Raw genomic sequence first — 23,566 nt, 5'->3', positions numbered from 1 at the left:
CCCTTTTGACGGCAGACATGGGAGGTCCTGATGACTTCGTTTACCGAACCCAAAATAACGACGAGCAGCGTGCCGTCAGAGCGTGTTTCGGCGCTGGCTGAGCGGCTGCGGCGCGAGATCGCAGGCGATGTGCTGTTCGATCCGGCATCGCGGGGCCGCTATGCCACCGACGCTTCGATCTATCAGGTGACCCCGGTCGGCGTGGTCATCCCGCGTCACCAGCATGACTTGCAGGTCGCGCTGGATATCGCCCGGGACGCCAAGGTCCCGCTGCTGGCACGCGGCGGCGGGACCAGCCAGTGCGGGCAGACCGTCGGCGACGCCCTGGTGGTCGATACCAGCCGCTGGTTGAACCAGATCGTCGAGTTCGACCCGCAGAAGCTGACTGTGGTGGTCGAGCCGGGCGTTGTGCTCGATGACTTGAATCGCTGGCTCAAGCCGCATGGCCTGTGGTTCCCGGTGGATGTGTCGACGTCCGCCCAATGCACACTGGGAGGCATGGCCGGCAATAATTCGTGCGGATCGCGTTCGATCCGCTACGGCAACATGGTGCACAACGTACTGGGTATCGATGCGCTGCTGGCCGATGGCAGCGAAGCCCGTTTCGGTCTGCTGCACGAGTTGCCGGAAGGCGATCGGGTGCAGCGGATTGCGCGTGAGGTGCAGCGTATCGCCGAGCGCGAGCGCGCGAATATCCGCGAGCACTATCCCAAGGTGTTGCGGCGCGTGGGCGGCTACAACCTCGACCTGTTCGACTGCCAGAACCCGCGCGCTTACGACGCGACTGGCCAGGTCAACCTGGCCCATCTGCTGATCGGCTCAGAGGGGACGCTCGGCGTCAGTCGACGGATCAGGTTGAAGCTGGCGCCGCTGCCCCGGCAGAAGGTCCTGGCCGTGGTCAACTTCCCGACCTTCTACCAGTCCATGGACCTGACCCAGCATATCGTCACGCTCGACCCGACGGCGGTCGAACTGGTCGATCGCACGATGATCGATCTGTCGATGGAAAACCCATCGTTCAGGCCGGTGATCGAGAAGGCGCTGATTGGCCAGCCCGAGGCCTTGCTGCTGGTTGAGTTCGCCGGCGAGGATGTTGCGGACCTGCATGGACAGCTCGACAGGCTTGTCGAGCTGATGGGCGACCTCGGCCTGCCTGGCAGCGTCGTCAGGATGACCGAGACTGCAGAGCAGACGGCGCTGTGGAACGTCCGCAAGGCCGGCCTGAACATCATGATGAGCATGAAGGGTGACGGCAAACCGGTGTCTTTCATCGAAGACTGCGCGGTGCCGCTGGAGCATCTGGCCGAGTACACCGCCAAGCTCACCGAGGTGTTTCACAAGCACGGCACGGAAGGCACCTGGTACGCCCACGCCAGTGTCGGCACCCTGCACGTACGCCCGATCCTCGATATGCGTCGCGATGGCGCGCAGAAAATGCGCGCCATCGCCGAAGAGGCTTCCGCGTTGGTCCGCGCCTACAAGGGCGCTTTTTCCGGCGAACATGGCGATGGCCTGTGTCGGGGCGAGTGGGTCGCATGGCAATTCGGCCCGCAGCTCAACGCGGCGTTCAAGGAAATCAAGCAGCTGTTCGATCCGGAGAACCTGCTCAATCCGGGCAAGATCGTCGATACCCCGCGCATGGACGATCACAGCTATTTCCGCTTCCCCCGTACCTACCAGCCGATCCCGGTGACGCCGGTGCTCGACTGGTCGGACTGGAACGTGCTGCGCGATCCCCTGACCGGCGAGCAGAGCGCGCCCGGCAGTGGCGCCGACCCGACGGGTGGGCTCATCGGTGCTGTGGAGATGTGCAACAACAACGGCCATTGTCGCAAGTTCGACGCTGGCACCATGTGCCCGAGCTACCGGGCGACGCGCAACGAGCAGCACCTGACCCGGGGACGCGCCAATACGCTGCGGCTGGCGCTCTCGGGCCAGTTGGGCCCGGATGGACTGGCCAGCGAGGATGTCAAGGCCGCGCTCGATCTGTGTGTGTCCTGCAAGGGCTGCAAGCGCGAATGCCCGACCGGGGTCGACATGGCGAAGATGAAGATCGAGGCGCGCGCCGCCTGGGCCAAAACCCATCCGCTGGCGCTGCGCGAGCGCCTGGTAGCCGAAATGCCGCGCTACGCGCCCTATGCCCGCCGCCTGGCCGGCGTGACGGGGGCCGTGGACCGCATCCCACTGTTGTCGCAATGGCTCAAACAGGCTCTCGGGTTGGCCGGACAACGCGCTCTACCGCGCTTTGCTGGCGACTTCCTGGCGACCGCACCGGCAAGTCGCGCCACCCATACGAAAGAAGTCCTGCTGTTCGTCGATACCTTCAACAACTACATGGAGCCCGAGAATGCGCGAGCGGCCTGTCGTGTGCTCGAAGCCGCGGGATATCGGGTCCACTTCAACCAGGCGCCCCGGCAGCGGCCATTATGCTGCGGGCGCACCTATCTCGCTTCCGGGCAAGTCGACAAGGCCAAGGAGGAGGCCCGGCGAACCCTCGATCATCTGTTGCCCTACGTCGAGCGTGGCGTGAGCATCGTCGGGCTCGAGCCTTCGTGCTTGCTGACGATGCGCGACGAATTCCTGCGCTACGGGTATGGCGAGCAGGCCAAGTCGTTGTCGAAGGCGTCCTTTCTGTTCGAGGAGTTTCTGGTCAGGGAACAGGCTGCAGGCGATCTGCAACTCAAGCTCAAAGCGCTGGATACGCCGAGGGCGCTGTTGCACGGACATTGCCATCAGAAGGCATTCGATGCGCTGCGACCCGTGGAGCAGGTGTTGCGCTGGATACCTGGGCTTGAGGTCAGGACGATTGAAACCTCCTGCTGCGGAATGGCCGGCAGCTTCGGTTACGAACGTGAACACTACGACGCTTCGATGCAGATGGCCGAGCTGGCGCTATTGCCAGCGGTGCGGCAGGCGCAAGCGCACGACTTGATCGTTGCCGACGGTACCAGTTGTCGCCACCAGATTCACGATGGCGCGCAGCGTGAGGCCCTCCACGTGGCGAGGGTGCTGGAGCAGGCGCTGGCCTGAGGGAACGACTGCATAGCGCGCTGGATACCGGCGCGTTATGCGCTGGCCAGGCGATGGGCCGGCCGTTGGCCCCGAGGGCCATCAGCCGGTCGATGGTCGACTCACTCGTCGAATTCTTCCCAGCCGCCCATTTCCTTCCAGCGATTGACGATGCCGCAGAACAGCTCGGCGGTTTTCTCCGTGTCGTAGCGGGCCGAATGGGCTTCGCGTCCGTCAAAATCGATACCCGCGGCCTGGCACGCCTTGGCCAGGACCGTCTGGCCGTAGGCGAGGCCGGCAAGGGTGGCGGTATCGAAACTGGAGAAGGGGTGGAAGGGGTTTCGCTTGATGTCGCAGCGGGCCATTGCCGCATTGAGGAAACCGAGGTCGAAGCTGCTGTTGTGGCCGACCAGGATGGCACGCTTGCAGCCGGCCGATTTGACCGCCTTGCGCACGCTGCGGATGATCTCGTTCAGTGCCTGCGACTCGGGGACGGCCATACGCAGCGGGTGGTCGAGCTTGATGCCGGTGAATTCCAGCGCGGCCGCCTCGATATTGGCGCCGGCGAAGGGTTCGACGCGGAAAAACAGCGTGTCCTGCGGGTAGAGCAGTCCTTGTTCATCCATCCCGATGGTTACGGCGGCAATTTCCAGCAGCGCGTCGGTGGCGCAGTTGAATCCACCACACTCGACGTCAACCACCACCGGCAGGAAGCCCCGGAAGCGCCTGGCCATGGGTGAGCGCGGCTTGCCGGGGAGATTGCCTTCGAGCTCCTCGTCGAATTGCTCGTCACTCATGCGCGTGTCTCCAGCCGCCATTGCAGGGTTTCACCGGCGCGAATGGGCACCAGGTTGTGCTCGCCGAACGGCAGGTTGGCCGGCACGCTCCAGGATTCGCGCACCAGGGTGATCTGCTCGGTGTTGCGCGGCAGGCCATAGAAGTCGGCGCCGAAGTGGCTGGCGAAGGCTTCCAGGCGATCCAGTGCGTTGCGCTGTTCGAAGGCTTCGGCGTACAGCTCGATCGCCGCGAAGGCCGTATAGCAGCCGGCACAGCCACAGGCGTTTTCCTTGGCGTGCTGGGCATGCGGTGCGGAGTCTGTGCCAAGGAAGAACTTAGGGCTGCCGCCGGTCGCCGCATCGAGCAGGGCTTCCTGATGGACGTTGCGCTTGAGGATCGGCAAACAGAAGAAGTGCGGGCGAATACCGCCAACCAGCATGTGATTGCGGTTGTAGAGCAGGTGATGGGCGGTGATCGTCGCGCCGACGTTACTGCCAGCCGCTTCGACGAACTGCACCGCATCGCGGGTGGTGATGTGCTCGAACACCACCTTGAGGGTCGGAAAGCGCTCGGTGACCCGGCTCAGTTGTTCGTCGATGAAGTATTTTTCGCGGTCGAAGATGTCGATCTCGGAGCGGGTCACTTCGCCGTGGACCAACAGCGGCAGGCCCACTTCGGCCATGGTTTCCAGGACCGGGAAGATATTGTCGATGCGGGTCACGCCGGACGCCGAATTGGTGGTCGCACCGGCCGGATAAAGCTTGGCCGCATATACATAGCCGCTGGCCTTGGCCGCGCGGATGTCGTCGGGTTGGGTGCCATCCGTGAGATAGAGCACCATCAATGGCTCGAAGACGCTCCCGGCTGGGCGAGCGGCGAGAATTCGCTGGCGGTAAGCCTGTGCCTCCGAGGCATTGCGAACGGGCGGAACCAGGTTCGGCATGATGATGGCGCGCGCGAACTGGCGCGCGGCGTCCGCCACGGTGTACGGCAATGCGGCACCGTCGCGCAGGTGAATATGCCAATCGTCGGGGCGCAGTAGGGTCAGTCGGTCAGACATGCAGATTTCCAGGCGGGTAAAACGTGCGCAGATGCTACCGGAAAAATCCGTGGCTCGCCTCAGCCCCGAAGTCGATAGGCGCCGGCTGGCGGTGCCGGGCACCCGCGCGTGGTCGGGACCGCACGGGTGGGTAGGTCCGAACCGCTACGGCGCCGGGCAGTCGCCACGCGGATTCTCCGCCCAGTTCCGGGCGGTCCGGGCAATCGTATCGGCGAGCCCGGCGATGGCGCGCTGATGGGCCAGTACCAGACTGTCGAGTTCGACGCCGGCCTGTTCGTGGATCACGCTGGCACAGGTCAGCGTCCGGTTTTCCCGGCCGCGCTCGCTCAGTTCCAGGCTCCACACGACGTCCACCGCCGCATGCAGTCCAGGCAGCGAGTCGAAGCGGCGGATGTCGGTGCGCAGGCTCACCACCGGTGCGCCCGATCGGCCCGGCAGGCCTGCCAGGTCACGTACGCCGAGGCGCTGTTCCAGCTCGATGGCCAGCGCGTCGTGGAACTCGTCGGCGGGCGGCGACGCCCAGAGTGCCGTCTCCAGGATGGCCAGGCGCCCATCGCTTTCACGGACCACCAGGCTGGGTTGATCGGCCTGGACCGGGATGCGCACAGGCAGCACCTTGAGCTGGAACCGGGCGGGCTCGACCGTTTCCGGCGCCCCCGGCTGGGCCGCGATGAGCGTGTGGTATCGAGTCGGTGTCGCGCTGCAGGCGCTCAGGATCAGCGCGCTGCAAAGCATGAGCAAAAACGGACGCAGGGTCATGGCTGGGGCTCCGGATTCAGTGCGCGGGACTTGGCTTGGCCTTTGTAGGTGCCCGGTGTTTCATCGCCGCTGCGCCCGCGGATCAGCGATTCCGGGTGGCGCCCGAGATAATCGGAAAGGGTGCGCACCGAGCGAACCGCGCGCTGGACTTCGTCGAGGGTATCGCCCAACTGCTGACGTTGCGGCGAGTCTTCGGCCAGCGTCTGGCTGGCGTTCTGCAAGGTCTGTTCCGATTGCTCCAGGGTCCGCTGGAGCTGCGGAAGCACCTCGCCGTTGACCTGCTTCAGGGTCTGGCGCAGCTCGCCGAGACTGCCGTTGAGGTTCTCGGCCAGCGCTTCGATGGGCAGCTTGCTGAGTTTGTCGACCATGGCCTGCAGCTGTTCCTGCAGTTTGTCGAAACTGCCGGCTATGGTGGGGATGAGCATCGGGCGGGCGTTCGGGTCGAAGGCGACCTTGGGCGCTCGTGGATCGAAGTCCAGCGAAACGTACAGTTGGCCGGTCAGCAGGTTGCCCGTTCGTGCCTGCGCCCTCAGCCCTCGTTCCACGAAAATCCGCATGAGGCGGGCAGTGTGCTGATCGCTATCGCCGCCGAGCGTCTGGGTGAGTTTGTCGTGCGCGGCGCCCAGGCGATTCGGGAAAATCACCGCGCCCACCACTACGGGAAAGCTCTTGTTTCGCTCGTCGTAGTCGAGCTTGACCGATACCACGCGCCCGACCGGTACACCGAGGAACTCTACTGGCGCATCGACGTTCAGACCACGCAAGGTCTGGTCGAAGCGCATCTGCACGTAGTGCGCGGGGCCATCGGCCGGCGCCATCGCCTGGCGCGCATCGGGAAACAGTGAGAACTCGCTGTCCTGCGCGGCCGGTCGAGCGTCGGGGCTGTAGCTGGGTGCGCGGAACGCGATGCCGCCAGCGAGTATGGCTGACAGTGATTCGGTGTTGACGCGCAGGCCATCGGCGGCGATGGATACGTCGACGCCACTGGCATTCCAGAAGCGCGTGTCGTCGGTGACGAATTGATCGTACGGGGCGTTGACGAATACCTGGACCTGGACGCCCTTGCCGTCATCGGCAAGCTTGAAGGAAATCACCTGGCCGACCTGAATGCGGCGGAAGTACAGCGGCGAGCCGATGCCGAGCGAGCCCAGGTCATCGGTGCGCAGCGTGAACTGCTTGCCTTCGGCGCCGAACGTCACGGGCGGGGGCGCTTCCAGACCGACGAAATCGCGTCGCGTTTCTTCTGCGCGGCCAGCATCCGCACCGATGAAGGCGCCGGACAGCAGGGTGTCGACCCCGGACACGCCGCTGGCACCAATGCGTGGACGCACCACCCAGAACTTGGTGTCTTCGCGGGTGAACGGCTCGGCGTGCTGATCAAGCTCCACCGTGGCGATGACGCGGGTGTGATCCTCGCTGAGGGCAATCGCGGTGACCTGTCCGATCACCACGTTCTTGTATTTGACCTGGGTCTTGTTGGCTTCGAGTCCTTCAGCTGTCTCGAAACTCACGGTGATCTGCGGGCCAGCGGACAGCCAGCTCTGCATGACCATGGAGAAACCCACCAGCGCGGCGGCGATCGGAACCAGCCATACCAGGGAGACGCGGAAACGCCGTTGCCTGATCTCAGGCGTGCCGGCGGGTGATTCAGGGTGATGGGGGTTATCTGACATCGTCTTTCTCTGCATCCCAGATCAATCGCGGATCGAAGCTCATCGAAGCCATCATCGTCAGCACCACGACCAGGCCGAAGAATAGAATGCCCAGGCGTGGCTCGATGGTGCTCAGTGCGCGGAACTGCACCAGTGCGGCCACCAGCGCGACGACGAGGACGTCCAGCATCGACCAGTAGCCGATGGTTTCGATGAAGCGGTACAACCTTGCGCGTTCGCGCATGGCCCAGCGGCTACGGCGCTGGGTGCTGATCAGCAGCATGCCGAGCACGAAGAACTTCATGCATGGCACCCCGACGCTGGCGATGAAGATCAGCAGCGCAATGTCCCAGGAGCCTTCCTTCCAGAACTCGACCACGCCGCTCAGAATGGTGTTCTCGCTGCCGCTGCCGAACATGTCGGTATACATCACCGGCACCAGGTTCGCCGGTACGTAGAGAATCAGTGCGGCCACCAGCAATGCCCAGGTGCGCCCCAGGCTGTTCGGTTTGCGCCGGTGCAGCGGCGATTCGCAGCGTGGGCACTCGCGATCTTCCAAACGGCACGCCAGACCGCAGTCATGACAAAGCTGCAGGCCCAGCTCCGAGGCATAGGGAGGCGGCGTCATCGTGCCGATACGCCGAGGTCGTCCCACAGGCCGTCGCGCACGTCGCGGCCGGCGATCAGCAGGATCAGAATGGTCAGTATCGCCATCGCCCAGAGTCCGATTCCCGGATGCACATCGACCATGCCGCCTAGCTTGATGATGGCGACGAGTATCCCCAGCAGGCAGACCTCGAGCATGCTCCAGGGGCGCAGGTGCTCCAGCGCGCGCATGCAGGCACAGAAGCCCGGCGCGATCTGGCCATTGCGCGCGTGCACCAGCACCCACGCCAGCAGGATGATTTGCAGCGCTGGCGCGAAAATGATGCTCAGGCCGGCGACCAGGGCGATGGGTGTGATCCGGCCGTGAGCCAATGCCTCGACCGTCCCCCAGAGCGTCGCCTCGTTACTGAGTCCTTGCAGGCCTATCTGCATGATGGGGAACGCATTGGCGAACAGAAAGAGGATCGCCGCGGCCAGCGTGAGCGCCAGCAGCTGGTCGGCATCGAGCAGCCGCGCGCGTTCCAGCAGCGCGCCGCAACGCAGGCAATGGGCCGTCTGGCGGCGGGCCAGTGGCGCGCGGCGATACACCGAATCGCAATGCTCGCAGATGATCAGGTGCGCCCGCGCGGATGGGGCCAGGCGTGGCGCTGACACTCGATCAGGGGCCTGGGCCGAGGGGCGCGGTGGCAGGCTGTCTGGCTTCAAAGCATCCACTCGATGGGAAGAAACGACAGAAACGACACGCTTGCGCGTTTCCACAGGCTCGCTCGTGGCTCGACATCATGGCGCAGCGGCTGGCCGTCTCGTTGCTCCAGCCACTGGAGCTTGCCTTTATCGTCCAGCACTACTTCGTAAGAGCTGGCGGGAATAGTGTCCTCGAAGGCTCGTTCGATGGCCAGCGCCATGCGTGGGCTTTCAATCACGAACCCCAGTTCGGTGTTGAGGTTGGCCGAGCGCGGGTCGAAATTGAACGACCCGACGAACACTCTCGATCCATCCACGGCGAAGGTCTTGGCATGCAGGCTGGCGGCTGAGCTGCCGAACGGGCCATGGCTTGGGCTGTGGGCGTTCTCCGCCAACGTGCTGCGCATCTCGTAGAGCCGTATGCCGGCCTCGAGCAGATCCTTGCGACGCTTGGCGTAGCCGGCGTGCACGGCGGCGACGTCGGTGGCCGCCAGCGAATTGGTCATCACACGGATCCGCACACCGCGCTCCGCCATGGCGGCAAAGGCTTCGGTACCGGCTGCGGTTGGAACGAAATACGGCGAAATCAGCTCGACGTGGCGTTGCGGCTCGCCGAGGATTTCGCCGAGTTGGCGGAACAGCAGGCCTTCGGACTCTGCCTTGCCGAGCCCCTTGGCCGGGTCGTCGCTGACCATGCGGGTCGAGGCCCATTCGAACGTGAGTTCGCCCTCCAACAGGCTCGCGATGAAAGCCGATTCGCGGATCGCCCGGACATACTCGACAGCGGCGGGGGCGCTGGCGATGCTGGCTGCCGTGCGGGCAAGCGCCTGCAGTCGTTGCGCGTCAACGTCGGGGAGGATCAGGGCGACCGGGTACGAGGAGTCGCTGGCCCAGTAGCGATCGAAGTCGGCAGACACGTCCCCGACCACCGTGCCAACGGCCAGCACATCGAGATCGGCAAACTGTACGCCCTCGTCTGCGCCGAAATATTCGTCACCGATGTTGCGGCCGCCCACGATGGTGGCCTGGCTGTCGGCCGTGAACGACTTGTTGTGCATGCGGCGATTGACGCGCATGAAATCGGTGAAATAACCGATGGCCTTGGGCGTTCGGATTCGAAACGGATTGAACAGGCGTATCTCGATATTGGGGTGGCGGTCGAGCGCGGCCAACTCGGTATCCAACCCTGCCGTGCCGTTGTCATCGAGCAACAGGCGCACCCGGACGCCGCGCTCCGCGGCAGCCCGAAGCTCATCGAACAGCAGGATGCCGGTGGTGTCGGCGCGCCAGATGTAATACTGCACGTCGAGTGTCTTTTCGGCCTGTCTGGCCAGCAGGACCCGTGCGGCAAAGGCGTCGCGCGGATCGATCAATGCATGAATGCCCGTCTTGCCCGGGTGCGCGCGTCCACGCGCCGACAGGGCGCGACCCAGGGCCGTGTTGGCGCTTTCGGCCTGACTCAGGGCGGATGAGCCTGTGCGCCCCTCGAGGCCGGGCAGGCTGCAACCGCCGAGCAGGCCGGTGAGCAGCAGGAGCAGACGAGCACTCCAACCGGCGAGGGTGTTGCTGAGGCGAAACGTCTTGCGGGTGATCATCGCTTACTCATGGTGATCGGGCTGATACAGGGCGGTGCGCGATAAAGGGCGCAGTATCGCTCATAAAAAGGCCTGGCCCAACGGTAGCCGCGCCCGGCCCTTCGGTTTCAAGTTTCCGACACTGCGACCGATACCCATGAGACTACGCTGCTCTTGGAGTCCTTCGTGCGCCTGCGCCTTCTTATTCTGGCTTGCCTGCTTGCTTCTCCGGCCAATGCCCTGACGTTCCAGACACGTCTGGAGCGTGCGCAGTGGCAGGTCGAAGGTGATCAGTTCGAGTGTCGCCTGACGCAGCCGGTCGCAGGCTTCGGCGCCGGGGCGTTCGTGCGGCGCGCCGGGGAGCAGGCCACGTTCCGTTTGCAGTCGGCCGACCGTTGGCTGGGCGAAGGCTCGGCGACGCTGCTCGCAGCCGCCGCGCCCTGGCAGCCAGAGCGCAGCGATCTCAATCTCGGCGTCGTGGCCGTGGCGGCGGGCGACATTGTGTTCAACAGTTCTCAGTTGCAGGCCGGGCGCCTGCTCAGCGGCTTGCTGGAAGGCCGCAGCCCCGTGGTGCGTCATCGCACGCGGCATGGAGGCGAGGCGCTGGAGGTCAGGCTTCTGCCTGCACGCTTCGCCAAGGCCTACGAGGATTACCGTGCTTGTACGGCAAAGCTGCTGCCCGTGAATTTCGAGCAGATCCGACAGTCGCAGGTCGGATTCCCTGCCGCTGACGTCGCGCTCGATGCGATGGCCCAGGCCAAGCTCGATATCATTCTGCAGTTCCTCAAGGCCGACCCGAGCGTCAATCGCATCCAGCTTGACGGCCACTCCGATAACAGTGGCAACCGGCTGACCAACCGCGACCTGTCCCGTCGACGAGCGCTTGCGGTGGAGGAGTACCTGATCGCAAATGGCATTGCGAAAGAGCAGATTACGCTGCGCTTTCACGGCGAGCGCTACCCGCTGGTTCCCAACAACAGCGAAGCCAACCGGGCCAAGAACCGGCGCGTGAGCCTGCGCCTGGAGCGCGGCCCGGCGGCCACCACGGTCGCAGGCGAGTCCGGCGCTCCGTCGTCCTGATGCCGAGCGGCGCTCGCGCCCCTGTAAAACGAGCGCCGCGACCAGTAGAATCCCCGCTTTCCTTACAATCCCGGGAGTGGATGGCAATGGCCGACGTAAAGAAGGTAGTCCTGGCGTATTCCGGTGGCCTGGACACCTCGGTGATCCTCAAATGGCTGCAAGACACCTATAACTGCGAAGTGGTGACCTTCACCGCCGACCTCGGGCAGGGCGAGGAAGTCGAGCCAGCGCGCGCCAAGGCCAAGGCCATGGGTGTCGAGGAGATCTACATCGACGATCTGCGTGAAGAGTTCGTTCGCGACTTCGTCTTCCCGATGTTCCGCGCCAATACCGTTTACGAAGGTGAGTACCTGCTGGGTACGTCCATTGCACGCCCCCTGATCGCCAAGCGCCTGATCGAGATCGCCAACGAGACGGGCGCCGATGCCATTTCCCATGGCGCGACCGGCAAGGGCAACGACCAGGTGCGTTTCGAACTGGGTGCCTATGCGCTCAAGCCCGGGGTCAAGGTCATTGCGCCCTGGCGCGAATGGGATCTGCTCTCGCGCGAGAAGCTGATGGACTATGCCGCCAAGCACGAAATTCCGATCGAGCGTCACGGCAAGAAGAAGTCGCCGTACTCGATGGATGCCAACCTGCTGCATATCTCTTATGAAGGTGGTGTGCTGGAAGACACCTGGACCGAACATGAAGAAGACATGTGGCGCTGGACCAAATCCCCGGAAGCCGCGCCGGACACCCCGACCTATATCGAGCTGACCTACCGCAAGGGCGATATCGTTGCCATCGACGGCAAGTCGATGACCCCAGCCGAAGTGCTGACCTACCTGAACAGGGTCGGTGGCGAGAACGGCATCGGTCGCCTGGATATCGTCGAGAACCGCTATGTCGGCATGAAGTCGCGTGGCTGCTACGAGACACCCGGCGGCACCATCATGCTCAAGGGCCATCGCGCCATCGAGTCGATCACCCTCGATCGCGAAGTGGCGCATCTGAAAGATGAGCTGATGCCCAAATATGCCAGCCTGATCTACAACGGCTACTGGTGGAGCCCCGAGCGCAGCATGCTGCAGCAGATGATCGACGCCTCGCAGGTCAATGTGAACGGTGTGGTCCGTCTGAAACTCTATAAGGGCAACGTCATCGTCACCGGTCGCAAGTCCGACGACTCGCTGTTCGACGCCAACATCGCGACTTTCGAAGACGATGCCGGTGCCTACGATCAAGCCGACGCAGGCGGTTTCATCAAGCTCAACGCACTGCGCATGCGGATCGCTGCGAACAAGGGCCGGACGCAGTTCTGATCGCCGACTGTACCGCGCTTTGAGTCATAACCCCGGCGTTGGCCGGGGTTATGCTTTGTGCACAGCCACACGCCTGGCCGAAATGAGGAGAACCACACCATGAGACTGCTGCATACCATGCTGCGAGTCGGCGATATGGATCGATCCATCGCCTTTTATACCGAAGTGCTGGGCATGACCCTGCTGCGCCGCAAGGATTATCCGGAAGGCAAGTTCACGCTCGCTTTCGTCGGTTATGGCGACGAAGCGCATAACAGCGTGCTGGAGCTGACCCACAACTGGGGCGTCGACAGCTACGATCTGGGCGACGGCTACGGCCATATCGCGCTGGAGGTCGAAGACGTCTACAAGGCCTGCGAGGATATACGCAGCCGCGGTGGCAAGATCACCCGTGAGCCAGGCCCGATGAAGCACGGCACCAGCATCCTCGCCTTCATCGAGGACCCGGACGGCTACAAGGTGGAGTTGCTATCGCCGTCGCGCCGCGACTGATCGATGGTTCATATGAAAAAGCCCCGGTGATCGGGGCTTTTTCATTTCAGAGATCGAAGTCGAATTCGTTGAGCTGCTTCTGCAAGCGGCGCTCTTCGAGCAGGTTGTCGATAATCCGGCGCTTGGTCAGGTTGGTCTTGGCCACTTCGACCGGGGCCTCGGCAGTATCGTCTTCATCGTCGGCGACGAAGTCATCTTCAATCTGGATTTCTTCTTTCTCGGACACGGGGTTCACTCCACGGCTAAGGCGCGCTGTTGGCGCACCTTATAGCGACAAAAGAGTGGGTCGTAAAAAAGATTTTTTCAATCAGGCGATAGCTTTCTCGCGGAGCCAATCAATCGTCGCTGGTCTTGTGCTTGTACTCGCATAGGTCCTCGATCCGGCAGCTGCCACATTGCGGTTTGCGTGCCTTGCAAACGTAGCGGCCATGCAGGATCAGCCAGTGATGCGCGTCGAGCAGATATTCCTTCGGAACGAACTTGATCAGCCGTCGCTCGACTTCCAGCACGTTCTTGCCCGGGGCGATATTGGTGCGGTTGGCGACCCGGAAAATGTGCGTGTCCACGGCCATGGTGAATTGGCGAAAAGCCGTGTTGAGGACCACATTGGCAGTCTTGCGGCCCACGCCGGGCAGGGCTTCGAGGTCCTCGCGGTTATCCGGGACCTGGCTGCCATGCTTCTCGATGAGTATGCGGCAGGTTTCGAGCACGTTCCTGGCTTTGCTGGGATACAGGCCGATCGTCTTGATATAGCTGCACAGGCCTTCATAACCCAGGGCATGGATGGCCTCGGGCGTATTGGCGACTGGGAACAGCCGGGCCGTTGCCTTGTTGACGCCGACGTCGGTGGCCTGGGCCGACAGGATCACGGCGATCAACAGCTCGAAGGGCGTGTCGTAGGCCAACTCGGTCTTGGGCTCCGGGTTGTCCTCGTGAAATCGGCGGAAGATTTCACGGCGTTTCGCAGCGTTCATTGCCAACCGCCTCCCGCCCTGAAAAGCCGAGGCGCCCGTGGCTCGGGTGCTGCGGCCACGATCATTCGATCACCCCCGTCACACGGACGCGGCGGCTCTGTACCGGCTCCGCTGGCTGCCTGGCCTTGGCGCGCTCGGCCAGATGCTGATCGATGCGGTTTTTCAGAGCGATCAGCAGGCCGAGCACGATGAACGCGCCCGGAGGCAGGATGGCCAGCAGAAAGCCCTGGTAATCGCTGAAAACCGTGATTTCCCAGTTATCGGCAATAGGGCCGAACAACAGGTGCATGTTGGCGAACAGCGCACCGGTACCGAACAGCTCGCGCACGCCGCCCAGCACCACCAGAACCAGTGCGAATCCCAACCCCATGACCACGCCATCGAAGGCGGCGATCAGCGGGTTGTGCTTGGCCGCGAAGCCATCGGCGCGGCCGAGGATCACGCAGTTGGTGGTGATCAGAGGGATGAAGATGCCGAGGATCTGATACAGCTCATAGGTATAGGCCTGCATCAGCAGTTCGATGCAGGTCGTCAGCGCCGCGATGATCATCACGAAAGCCGGCAGGCGCACCGCGGTATTGACCACGCCTCGCACCAGCGAAACGCCGACGTTCGAGCAAATCAGCACCAGCGCGGTGGCGAGTCCGAGGCCCAGGGCGTTGACGGTGGAATTGCTGACCCCGAGCAGGGGACAGAGACCTAGCAACTGGACCAGCGCCGGGTTGTTTTTCCACAGGCCGTTGATGCTCAGTTCGCGGTAGCTGGGATTGCTCATGGTGTCTGGCCCTTCTGTTCGGGCTGCGGCTCGTCGACCTGCAGCTCGTCACGGGTGGCGGCGGTGCCGGCGCGCGAATGGGTGGTCACTTCGGACGGTTCGGTCCGATTCTCCAATGCCTGCTGCGGTGCAATCGGGCTACCGCTGGGGTTGAGCAGTTCGGCCTTGTGGGCCTCGAAGTATTTCAGGGCCCGATGCACCGCGCCGACCACGGCGCGGGGCGTGATGGTGGCACCGGCGAACTGGTCGAATTCGCCGCGATCCTTCTTGACTGCCCAGCCCGATTCTTCGGGATTGCTCAGTGAACGGTTGTCGAAGCTGCGTATCCACGGGCTTTTGGTCAGCTCGATCTTGTCGCCCAGCCCGGGCGTTTCGCGATGACCGACGACACGGACGCCGGCGATCCGGCCGTCCGCCTGAACACCGATGAGCAAATGTATCGCACCGCTGTAGCCGTCTGGTGCGATGGCTTGCAGAATTACCGCGCTCGGCTTGCCGTTCTTATGGGCGATGTAGGCGGCAAGGGGCTGTCGGGTGCCGAGCAACGGGTCTTGTACCTCGATGCTGTTGTCGAGCAGCGGGTTGTCGTAGCTGTCGCGGGGCAGGATTTCGTTCAGGGCGCGCAATTGCGCGGCACGTTCGGACGCCTGGATACGTTCAGCAGTGAATTGTTGCAGCAAGGTCACGGCGCCCACTGTCACGATGGCGAACAGGCCCAGCACCAGGCTGTTCTTGAGCATCGAGCGGCTGAGTTCAGGAAGGATCATGTCATTCGCCCAGCTTGAAGCCGCGCTCGGCCTTGCGATGGCCGTAGGTGCGCGGGCGGGTGTAGTAGTCGATGGTCGGTGCGCACAGGTTCATCAGCAGCACCGCGAAGGCCACCGCATCCGGATAACCGCCCCACGCGCGGATGACGTAGACCAGGACGCCGACGCCAACGCCGAAGATAAGCCGCCCCTGGTTGCTGGTAGCGCCGCTCACCGGGTCGGTGACGATGAAGAACGCGCCGAGCATGGTCGCGCCGCTGAGCAGGTGGAACACTGGCGAGCCGTGGCTATCGGACCCGGAACCGTTCCAGAACACCAAACTCATCAGGGTCAGTGCGGCGAGCATGCCCACCGGCGCGTGCCACGTGAACAAGCGCTTGTGCAGCAGAAACAGGCCGCCCGCCAGGAACGCGAGGTTGACGACCTCGGACCCGATACCGCCGAAATGGCCGAACGCCGGGTTGGCCCAAAGCTCGTCGACCGTCAGGCTTTTGTTGACCTTGAGTACGTCGAGCGCAGTGGCCTGGGCCCAGCCATCGGGCAGCGAGGCGATACCGAGGATGTGCTGCAGCCCGGCACCGAGGCCCACGCTGTGCGGCACCGGCCAGGTGGTCATTTCGACCGGAAAGGATACCAGCACCACCACGTAGCCGATCATGGCCGGATTGAACGGGTTCTGGCCCAGGCCACCATAGAGCTGTTTCCCGAACACGATGGCGCTGCCCGTCGCGATCAGCGTCAACCACCAGGGCGAATAAGGCGGAAGCGCCAGCGCCAGCAGCACCGCCGTGACCAGCGCGCTGCCATCCCGCAGAAAGAACTGCACCGGGCGTTGCCGAAGCTTGAGGATCAGCGCTTCACCACCCAACGCCACGGCGCAGGCCCAGGCCAGGTTGATCAGCGTGCCGGCGCCGTACAGCCAGGTCAGCACAATCGTGCCGGGCAAGGTTGCCGCCAGTACCAGCAACATGACCCGCTGCGTGCGGTTATTGCCCTTGGTATGCGGTGAGGTGATGCGGGGCAGGGCCATTGGCTCTCCGTCAGATACTTGAAATCGGGCGGCTCGATGGGGCCGCCCTGGGCGCTACGCCTGGGGCGCGTCTACCTTTGAAGAATCGGTGTGTGCCTGTAACTTGCTTTCGGCTTCGTTCAGTCGTGCCTGGGCCGCCTCGATGGCGCTGGCTTCGCTGGCCTCGCCGCGTTCCAGCTTGCGCAGGTCGGCACGGGCGAAGGCGATCTCGGTTTTCAGCGCACGGGTCAGCTCGTCGACCGGGCGTTTATCGGTACGAACCAGTTCCGGCGCGGGCTTCGCTGACGCCGATTCGGCGTCGTGCAGGGCCTGCTCGGCACTGGCCAATCCATCACGGAGCCGGCTCAGCTCGGCTTCTGCAGCGCCGGCCTTTTCGGCTTTCTTCAGCTCGGCCCGCTTCATCGCGAGTTCGATCTTGGCTTTTTTCAGCGCTTCGTCGCCGGCGGGTTTGGCCGGGGCGCTAGCCGGGGCTGCGCTTTGTGCAGCAGCCAGCGTCTGCTCGGCGGTCGCGAGCTGCGCTTGGAGGTTGCTCAGCTCCGCCTGCTGCTCGGTATCCAGCGTTTCGAGTTTCTCCAGCTTGCGGACCTGAGCGCGGAGCATGGCGGCTTCGATCTTGGCTTTTTTCAGGGCTTCGCCGCCGGCGGGTTTGGCCGGGGCTGCGCTTTGTGCAGCAGCCAGCGTCTGCTCGGCGGTCGCGAGCTGCGCTTGGAGGCGACTCAGTTCGGCCTGCTGCTCGGAGTCCAGTGTTTCGAGTTTCTCCAGCTTGCGGGCCTGAGCGCGAAGCATGGCGGCTTCGATTTTCGCTTTTTTCAGCGCTTCGTCGCCGGCGGGTTTGGCCGGGGCGCTAGCCGGGGCTGCGCTTTGTGCAGCAGCCAGCGTCTGCTCGGCGGTCGCGAGCTGCGCTTGGAGGTTGCTCAGTTCCGCCTGCTGCTCGGTATCCAGCGTTTCGAGTTTCTCCAGCTTGCGGACCTGAGCGCGGAGCATGGCGGCTTCGATCTTGGCTTTTTTGGCGGCATCATCGGTGGATGGCACGGCTGCGGCTGGTGCTGCTGGCGGGGCGGCAGCAATGGCATCGTCCAGTGCCTTTTGCGCGATGGCGGCTGCCTGGCGCAATTCGGCGACCTGGGCTTCGAGCTCTGGTGTGGCATGAACGGCGAACTGTTTCTCGGCCTTCTTCACGGCAACCTGGGCCATGCTGGCTTCGATCTTGAGCTTCTTCTGCTCGTCGGAGAGCCCGGCTTTGTTCGCCTGGACACGGGCAACCGGATCGTCCTGGGTGGCTGCCGGGCTGGTTTCGTCCTGAACGGCCTTGGCCCGGGCGGCGCGCTCGGCACGGGCTTTGCGGTCAGCTTCCTTCTGTTCCTCGGCGCGCCGCAGGCGGTCCTGGCGCAATTCGAAGCGCTGCTTGGAATGTTCGGCCTTCTGCTGTTTCTGTTCCAGTGCGCGAATTTCGCCTTTGGCGGCGCGGTAGTACTGCACGAGCGGGATGCTCGATGGGCAAACGTAGGCACAGGCACCGCACTCGATGCAGTCGAACAGGTTGTATGCCTTGAGCTGTTCGTGTTCCTGACCCAGCGCGAAAAAATGCAGTTGTTGCGGCAGCAGGCTGGCCGGGCAGGCCTCGGCACATTCGCCACAGCGAATGCACGGCAGTGCCGGAGGTGGCGGCGGCAATTCCTCCAGGGTGCTGGCGAGCAGGCAGTTGGTGGTCTTGATCAGCGGGACATCCATCGACGGCAGCGTGAAGCCCATCATCGGCCCGCCCATGATGAGTCGGTTGAGCCTGCTCGGCTCGAAGCCTGCGAAGGCCAGCAGCTCGGATACCGGTGTGCCGATGAGCGCTTCGACGTTCATCGGCCGTGCCAGCGCATCGCCCGTCAGGGTGGTGATCCGTGAGATGAGCGGCTTGCCCAGCAGCACGGCATCATGGATCGCCACGCAGGTGCCAACGTTATGACAGAGCATGCCGATGTCGGCGGGCAGGCCGCCGCTGGGGACTTCTTCGCCGGTCAGTATCTGGATCAGCTGCTTTTCGCCACCAGAGGGATATTTGGTCGGGAACACCTTGACCAGATAGCCGCGTTCGCCAACCGCCGCGCGTACGGCATCGATGGCTTCGGGCTTGTTGTCTTCGATGCCGATCATCACCTGCTCGGGCTGGATCAGGTGCGCAAGGATTTCGATGCCGGCAACCAGCTCCGTGGCTTTCTCGCGCATCAGTAGATCGTCAGCGGTGATGTACGGTTCGCATTCGGTCCCGTTGATGATCAGCGTTCGGATCGTCTGGCCGGGCGGTGTGGTCAGCTTGACCGCAGCCGGAAAACCCGCGCCGCCCAGGCCGCTGATGCCCGCCTGGCGAATCAGCTCGAGCAGTTCGCGCGGTTGCATGGTCTGGTAGGCCGCGTGCGGCTGCAGTTCGATCCACTCGTCTCGCCCGTCGCTCTCGATGACGATCGCTGCGCTGGGCATTCCCGAGACGTGGGGATAGGGCTGGGGGCCGACGAATGCGACCGTTCCGGAGGTCGGCGCGTGTATCGGCGCGCTGACGAAGCCGGTGGCTTCTGCGATTTTCTGGCCCTTGAGCACACGCTCGCCTGGCGCGACACAGGGTTCGGCCGCGGCACCCAGGTGCTGAGCAAGCGGCACCACCAGGCGGCCGGGCAATGGCGGCTGCTGGATGGGCGTGCGATTGGACAGCGCCTTGCGCTCCGGTGGGTGAATGCCACCGTGGATATCCCAGACGTTCAAGGCAGTCATGCGGCCTGCTCCCGGTCACTGGCGATCAGTTGACCTGGCAGCAGCGGCTTGTCCCATGTCCAGCTTTGCAGGCTGCTGCCGAGTTCGATCATGTCGATACAGTCCACCGGACAAGGTTCTACGCAGAGATCGCAGCCGGTGCATTCGGAGACAATGACCGTGTGCATCTGCTTGGCGGCACCGACAATGGCATCCACCGGGCAGGCCTGGATGCACTTGGTACAGCCGATACATTCGGCCTCTCGGATGTAGGCCACGCGGGGCGGAACTTCCCCCTCCACGGCGTCCAGTGGCTCGGGCTCGACATCGAGCAGGTCGGCGAGGGCCTGGATGGTCGGCTCGCCACCGGGCGGGCATTTATTGATCTTGTCTCCACCTGCGATGGCTTCGGCGTAGGGCTTGCAGCCCGGGTAGCCGCACTGGCCGCATTGCGTCTGAGGCAACAGCGCGTTGATCTGTTCTGCGATGGGGTCGCCTTCGACGCGAAAACGCACCGCGGCAAAGCCGAGGATCGCGCCACACACCAGGCACAGCGCCAGCAGCGAGAGCACGGCAATCACAACCAGACTCATAGCTTGATCAACCCACTGAAGCCCATGAATGCCAACGACATCAAGCCGGCCGTGACCATGCCGATGGCCGCCCCCTGGAAGGACCGGGGCACGTCGGCAATGGCGATGCGTTCACGCATGGCGGCGAATAGCACCAGCACCAACGAGAACCCGAGGCCGGCGGCAAAGCCATTTGCCGTGGCGGTCATGAAGGTGAACTCGGTCTTGTTGGCGTTGAGCAGTGCCACGCCGAGCACGATGCAATTGGTGGTGATCAACGGCAGGAAAATACCCAGGACGCGGTACAGCAGCGGGCTGGTCTTGTTCACCACCATTTCGGTGAACTGCACCACGACGGCGATCACCAGGATGAAACTGATGGTGCGCAGAAACTCGAGGTCCAGCGGTTTCAACACGTACTGCTGGACGACGTAGCTGCACATCGCGGCCAGGGTCAGGACGAAGGTCGTGGCCAGCGAAAGGCCGATCGCGGTTTCGATTTTCTTCGACACACCCATGAACGGGCACAGACCGAGAAACTGCACCAGCACAAAATTGTTGACCAGGATGGCGCTAACCATGATCAGGGCGAGTTCGGTCATCGCGGGGTTCCTGTGGCGCTCTGCATGAGCCGAGGCTAAAAGGCCGCTATTATCGGGAAGCGGCGGCAGCCATACAAGGCCGCGAAGGTCCTGGGCGTCGGCGCGTACTGCGGCTCGGTGACACATATGGAAATGCACCAGCCGTCCGTTGGAATGTCAGTCCTGCATCGGCTGTGGTCTGATGGGATGAGGCCGCCGCTAACAGGCACAGCGGCTGCGGAGGTATTCGATGAAGATTTCAACGCTGGTCGTATTAGTGGCCCTGGGGCTCGGAACCCAGGCATTCGCGGATTCGCGAGGGGGCGTATGGGTCTACCAGCCGGACGGCGGTAGTTATCGGGTCGATAGCCGCCCGTATCAGTACGACCCGCGCAGTCCGTACTCACAGCACAGGCAGTATCCGCAGAACTTGCCGCCACGCTACCAGGGGCAGCTGCCTCCACAATATTACGACCGCCACCGTGGGTCGGACCGGCAGCGCTGGAGCCATGAGCGCCGAAGCGACATCCGCCAGCCGCAACGGTGGAACAATGGGCGCAAGCCTGGATTCGACCAGCCCCATCGCTTGCATCGCGACCACTCGCGGCACATGGGACGGCCGCCGCTGGTGCGCGATGGACGCGATTACCGGGTGCAGCAGCGTCGTGGCTTCAACGAGCGTCACCATCGCTGAGCCCCCAACGACGAATCGAGGCGCAGAGCGGGGGGGGACGGAGGCTTCTGGTCTGATGCGGCGGGGCTGATCCTGGCCTGCCGGCCATCATGCTCAACGGTTTCGCCAGCGCGGGTCGCGCTTCTCCAGGAAGGCATGGACGCCCTCGAGCGTGTCTTCGGCTTCGAAGAGGTCGACGAAGGCTTCGCGTTCGGCCGCCGCCAGGCTCACCGGGCCGCGGCTACGCATCGAGTCGATGAGTGGTTTGATGGTGCGTACGGCAACCGGGCTTTGCCGCGCAACGCGCGATGCCATCATTAACGCGTGGCCGCGCGCCTCGCCAGGCTCCACCACTTGCTCGACCAGGCCGATGCGCAGTGCAGTGTCCGCCGTGATGCGTTCGCCACAGAGAATCATCCGCTTGGCCCAGCCTTCACCAACCAGCCACGCGAGCGCCTGCGTGCCGCCACCGCAAGGCAGCAGGCCGACCGAAGCTTCCGGCAGTCCGAGCTGAGCGTGTTGCTCGGCAATACGGATATCGCAGGCCAGCGCGCACTCCAGCCCGCCTCCCAGCGCGAAGCCGTTGATGGCGGCGATGGAAACCCCACGAAACGCGCGTAGGGCCTCGAAGGCATCACCGAAGCGTTTCGCCATTTCTCGCACACGGCTGCGGTCTCCGTCGGCGAACAGGTTGAGATCCGCGCCAGCGCTGAAAAATTTTTCGCCCTGGCCGCTGATCACCAGCGCATACACTTCGTCGTCGTGGTTCAAGTGTTCGACGACCTGCTTGAGGCCAATCAGGGACTCGCGGTCCCAGGTATTGGCCGGCGGGTGGTTGATGGTGATCAGCGCCGTATGGCCATGCTTTTCCACGGTCAGCTTGTGGGTCAGGTCGAAGACCCCGGATTTGTATGGTTCAACTGCGGTCGTGCTCATGGTGGTGTCACCTCGTCCGGATCGAATGCGTGCGACTCGTCTGCATCAGATACGCGAACCGTCTGCGCGTTGCAGTACGGTCGTCGTGACGGATCGGTATCGTTTGCCCGGTCGTCGCGCGAACGGTGAAGCATGACGACCTGGGCGCAGCGGGCGGCTCACGCCAGTCGGTGCATCCGCCGGTGCCGCCCCGTTTGTTGTCATTGCAACGTCAGTGCCTGGCCGCTTGCGCGACGCTCGGCCTGCCATTCCGACAGAGAAGGCGCGGCCTGCTCGCCAGGCAAGCGATGGACGATCTCGAAGTAGTCCTGCTTGAAACGGTCCTTGAGTGCCTCCTCGCGCGGCTTGACCCTCACCGCGTATACGGTCTGCACATTCTGGTGATCGAAGGCGCGCCATTGCTGCTGGTCCTTGAGCAGGCTGTAACGATGCCCCTCAAGCGCCGCGATGATCCGCTCGCTGTCCAGGCTCCGCGCACGGGTGGCCGCATCGGCCCACTGGTAGACGATGCTGTAGGCCGAAGCGGCCGAACTGGAGGGGTGGGTCTGGTAGCGCTCGTCGAAGTTCCTGACGAACTGCTGGCCCGCAGCCGAGCCTTCCAGTTCCGGTACGCGCCAGGTCCAGGGTTCGGTGCCCAGTACGCCGCGCATGATGTCCGGGCCTGCCGTTTCGACCATGCTCAGGGTCAGGTTGGGTACCGCAATCTGCATTTTCCTGTTCAGACCCAGATCGTCCGCGATCCGCATGGCACGTACCAGGTCTTCCCCGAATAGCACCAGCACCAGGACATCGGCGTCGCTGCCGGCGGCCTGGTCCAACGCTTGGCGATAGTCCGAGATCCGGGCGCCAGGGAAGGCTGTCCTGATGCCGGGGTGCTGGTCGGCATTCTGAGTGCCCGTCGCCTCGCGCAGTGAGCTTTCGCTGGTATGTCCCCAGGTGTAATCGGAGGTGATGTAGAAGTAGCGTTTGTTGGGCAGGTGCTTGTTCAGGTACTGCCCGAGCACTTGCGCGCTCATCCAGGCGTTGTTGCATTCGCGGAACATGTAGCGATGGGCATCCTTGCCGGTCGTGTCGTTGGAGTACGTCAAGGTGCCGAAGTAAAGCAGCCCCCGTTCCTTGGCACGCTTGCCGGCGGCAATCGCGACGGCACTCGATGCACCGCCGAACAGCATCGCAGCGCCTTCGTCGGCCAGCTTGTCGACGTTGGCTACGGCCTGTTCCGGTCGTGATGCCGAGTTGCGGGTCGAAAGCTTCAAGGGGCGCCCCAGCACGCCTCCCTGGGCGTTGATCTCTTCGACGGCCAGTAGGGCGCCGCGCATCTGCGAAAGTCCTTCCTCTTTATAGCTTCCGGTGCGGGGGTAATTGAGCCCAAGCGTGATGGGATCGGCCGCTTCGGCGGCCAGGCAGAACCCCAGTCCCAAAGCCAGGAGGGTAGTCCGTTTCATTGCATGATCCTTGTTGGTATGTGTTTGGCAACACCGCATTTTTACTGTGCGTCGCAACGATCCGTCACGTGTTCATTCGT

At 63.6% G+C, this 23,566-nt stretch carries 22 protein-coding genes; 5 read left to right on the top strand and 17 right to left on the bottom strand.

Annotation, left to right across the window (positions count from 1 at the left end; translation table 11 throughout):
- Nucleotides 1–30: 30 nt before the first annotated feature.
- Complete coding sequence (locus GQA94_RS20020) at nucleotides 31–3,030, top strand: FAD-binding and (Fe-S)-binding domain-containing protein (RefSeq protein WP_158189652.1); 3,000 nt, start codon at nucleotides 31–33, stop codon at nucleotides 3,028–3,030.
- A gap of 101 nt (nucleotides 3,031–3,131) precedes the next feature.
- Here the strand turns inward: GQA94_RS20020 and rnt are convergent, their stop codons facing one another.
- The 7 genes from rnt to GQA94_RS19985 form a co-directional block, all read right to left on the bottom strand.
- Nucleotides 3,132–3,806, bottom strand: a complete 675-nt coding sequence (gene rnt / locus GQA94_RS20015) for a ribonuclease T (protein ID WP_158189651.1) — start codon at nucleotides 3,804–3,806, stop codon at nucleotides 3,132–3,134.
- The gene (gene pyrC / locus GQA94_RS20010; protein WP_158189650.1) at nucleotides 3,803–4,846 is read right to left on the bottom strand and encodes a dihydroorotase; all 1,044 of its coding nucleotides are present in this window, start codon (nucleotides 4,844–4,846) and stop codon (nucleotides 3,803–3,805) included. The genes rnt and pyrC overlap by 4 nt, the downstream gene beginning before the upstream one ends.
- A gap of 144 nt (nucleotides 4,847–4,990) precedes the next feature.
- Nucleotides 4,991–5,605 (bottom strand): PqiC family protein, encoded by a 615-nt coding sequence (locus GQA94_RS20005; protein WP_158189649.1) that lies wholly within the window; start codon nucleotides 5,603–5,605, stop codon nucleotides 4,991–4,993.
- A complete protein-coding gene (locus GQA94_RS20000; protein ID WP_158189648.1) occupies nucleotides 5,602–7,278 on the bottom strand; it encodes an intermembrane transport protein PqiB in 1,677 nt (558 codons plus the stop codon). Before GQA94_RS20000 ends, GQA94_RS20005 begins: the two co-directional genes overlap by 4 nt.
- A complete protein-coding gene (locus GQA94_RS19995; protein ID WP_158189647.1) occupies nucleotides 7,268–7,885 on the bottom strand; it encodes a paraquat-inducible protein A in 618 nt (205 codons plus the stop codon). Before GQA94_RS19995 ends, GQA94_RS20000 begins: the two co-directional genes overlap by 11 nt.
- Nucleotides 7,882–8,502: a paraquat-inducible protein A gene (locus GQA94_RS19990; protein ID WP_158190180.1), complete on the bottom strand. Its 621-nt coding sequence runs from the start codon at nucleotides 8,500–8,502 to the stop codon at nucleotides 7,882–7,884. Before GQA94_RS19990 ends, GQA94_RS19995 begins: the two co-directional genes overlap by 4 nt.
- A 62-nt stretch (nucleotides 8,503–8,564) precedes the next feature.
- Complete coding sequence (locus GQA94_RS19985) at nucleotides 8,565–10,142, bottom strand: phospholipase D family protein (RefSeq protein ID WP_158189646.1); 1,578 nt, start codon at nucleotides 10,140–10,142, stop codon at nucleotides 8,565–8,567.
- 165 nt (nucleotides 10,143–10,307) lie between these two features.
- On the opposite strand from GQA94_RS19985, the gene GQA94_RS19980 reads away from it, so the two are divergent.
- From GQA94_RS19980 to gloA, 3 genes are all read left to right on the top strand, one after another.
- A complete protein-coding gene (locus GQA94_RS19980) occupies nucleotides 10,308–11,201 on the top strand; it encodes a flagellar protein MotY (protein WP_158189645.1) in 894 nt (297 codons plus the stop codon).
- Nucleotides 11,202–11,287: 86 nt separating this feature from the next.
- Nucleotides 11,288–12,505 (top strand): argininosuccinate synthase, encoded by a 1,218-nt coding sequence (locus GQA94_RS19975; protein ID WP_158189644.1) that lies wholly within the window; start codon nucleotides 11,288–11,290, stop codon nucleotides 12,503–12,505.
- A 99-nt stretch (nucleotides 12,506–12,604) separates the two neighbouring features.
- Nucleotides 12,605–12,997, top strand: a complete 393-nt coding sequence (gene gloA, locus GQA94_RS19970) for a lactoylglutathione lyase (RefSeq protein WP_158189643.1) — start codon at nucleotides 12,605–12,607, stop codon at nucleotides 12,995–12,997.
- Between the two features lie 46 nt (nucleotides 12,998–13,043).
- Here the strand turns inward: gloA and GQA94_RS19965 are convergent, their stop codons facing one another.
- From GQA94_RS19965 to rsxA, 8 genes are all read right to left on the bottom strand, one after another.
- A complete protein-coding gene (locus GQA94_RS19965) occupies nucleotides 13,044–13,223 on the bottom strand; it encodes a PA3496 family putative envelope integrity protein (RefSeq protein WP_025240742.1) in 180 nt (59 codons plus the stop codon).
- A gap of 109 nt (nucleotides 13,224–13,332) precedes the next feature.
- Nucleotides 13,333–13,971 (bottom strand): endonuclease III, encoded by a 639-nt coding sequence (gene nth, locus GQA94_RS19960; protein ID WP_158189642.1) that lies wholly within the window; start codon nucleotides 13,969–13,971, stop codon nucleotides 13,333–13,335.
- A 61-nt stretch (nucleotides 13,972–14,032) separates the two neighbouring features.
- A complete protein-coding gene (locus tag GQA94_RS19955) occupies nucleotides 14,033–14,746 on the bottom strand; it encodes an electron transport complex subunit E (protein WP_158189641.1) in 714 nt (237 codons plus the stop codon).
- Nucleotides 14,743–15,513 carry an electron transport complex subunit RsxG gene (gene rsxG, locus GQA94_RS19950; protein ID WP_158189640.1) on the bottom strand — a complete coding sequence of 257 codons (771 nt, stop codon included), beginning with the start codon at nucleotides 15,511–15,513 and terminating at the stop codon, nucleotides 14,743–14,745. Before rsxG ends, GQA94_RS19955 begins: the two co-directional genes overlap by 4 nt.
- Before the next feature lies 1 nt (nucleotide 15,514).
- Complete coding sequence (locus GQA94_RS19945) at nucleotides 15,515–16,543, bottom strand: RnfABCDGE type electron transport complex subunit D (protein ID WP_158189639.1); 1,029 nt, start codon at nucleotides 16,541–16,543, stop codon at nucleotides 15,515–15,517.
- 54 nt (nucleotides 16,544–16,597) lie between these two features.
- On the bottom strand, nucleotides 16,598–19,300 hold the full coding sequence (rsxC, locus tag GQA94_RS19940; protein WP_158189638.1) for an electron transport complex subunit RsxC: 2,703 nt from the start codon (nucleotides 19,298–19,300) through the stop codon (nucleotides 16,598–16,600).
- On the bottom strand, nucleotides 19,297–19,872 hold the full coding sequence (rsxB, locus tag GQA94_RS19935) for an electron transport complex subunit RsxB (RefSeq protein WP_158189637.1): 576 nt from the start codon (nucleotides 19,870–19,872) through the stop codon (nucleotides 19,297–19,299). Before rsxB ends, rsxC begins: the two co-directional genes overlap by 4 nt.
- A complete protein-coding gene (rsxA, locus tag GQA94_RS19930; RefSeq protein WP_158189636.1) occupies nucleotides 19,869–20,453 on the bottom strand; it encodes an electron transport complex subunit RsxA in 585 nt (194 codons plus the stop codon). Before rsxA ends, rsxB begins: the two co-directional genes overlap by 4 nt.
- Nucleotides 20,454–20,682: 229 nt before the next feature.
- Here rsxA and GQA94_RS19925 point away from each other — a divergent pair, with 229 nt between their 5' ends.
- Nucleotides 20,683–21,126 (top strand): hypothetical protein, encoded by a 444-nt coding sequence (locus GQA94_RS19925; RefSeq protein ID WP_158189635.1) that lies wholly within the window; start codon nucleotides 20,683–20,685, stop codon nucleotides 21,124–21,126.
- A 93-nt stretch (nucleotides 21,127–21,219) separates the two neighbouring features.
- On the opposite strand, the gene GQA94_RS19920 is transcribed toward GQA94_RS19925, so the two are convergent.
- Together GQA94_RS19920 and GQA94_RS19915 are read right to left on the bottom strand one after the other, a co-directional pair.
- The gene (locus GQA94_RS19920; RefSeq protein WP_158189634.1) at nucleotides 21,220–22,041 is read right to left on the bottom strand and encodes an enoyl-CoA hydratase; all 822 of its coding nucleotides are present in this window, start codon (nucleotides 22,039–22,041) and stop codon (nucleotides 21,220–21,222) included.
- Between the two features lie 200 nt (nucleotides 22,042–22,241).
- Nucleotides 22,242–23,486 (bottom strand): ABC transporter substrate-binding protein, encoded by a 1,245-nt coding sequence (locus tag GQA94_RS19915; protein WP_158189633.1) that lies wholly within the window; start codon nucleotides 23,484–23,486, stop codon nucleotides 22,242–22,244.
- Nucleotides 23,487–23,566 lie beyond the last annotated feature (80 nt).

The sequence above is a fragment of the Stutzerimonas stutzeri genome (assembly GCF_009789555.1).
In the GTDB taxonomy this organism is placed as follows: Bacteria; Pseudomonadota; Gammaproteobacteria; order Pseudomonadales; family Pseudomonadaceae; genus Stutzerimonas; species Stutzerimonas stutzeri_R.
Note: the sequence above shows the minus strand (reverse complement) of the source record. Positions and strands in the feature narration are given on the sequence as shown.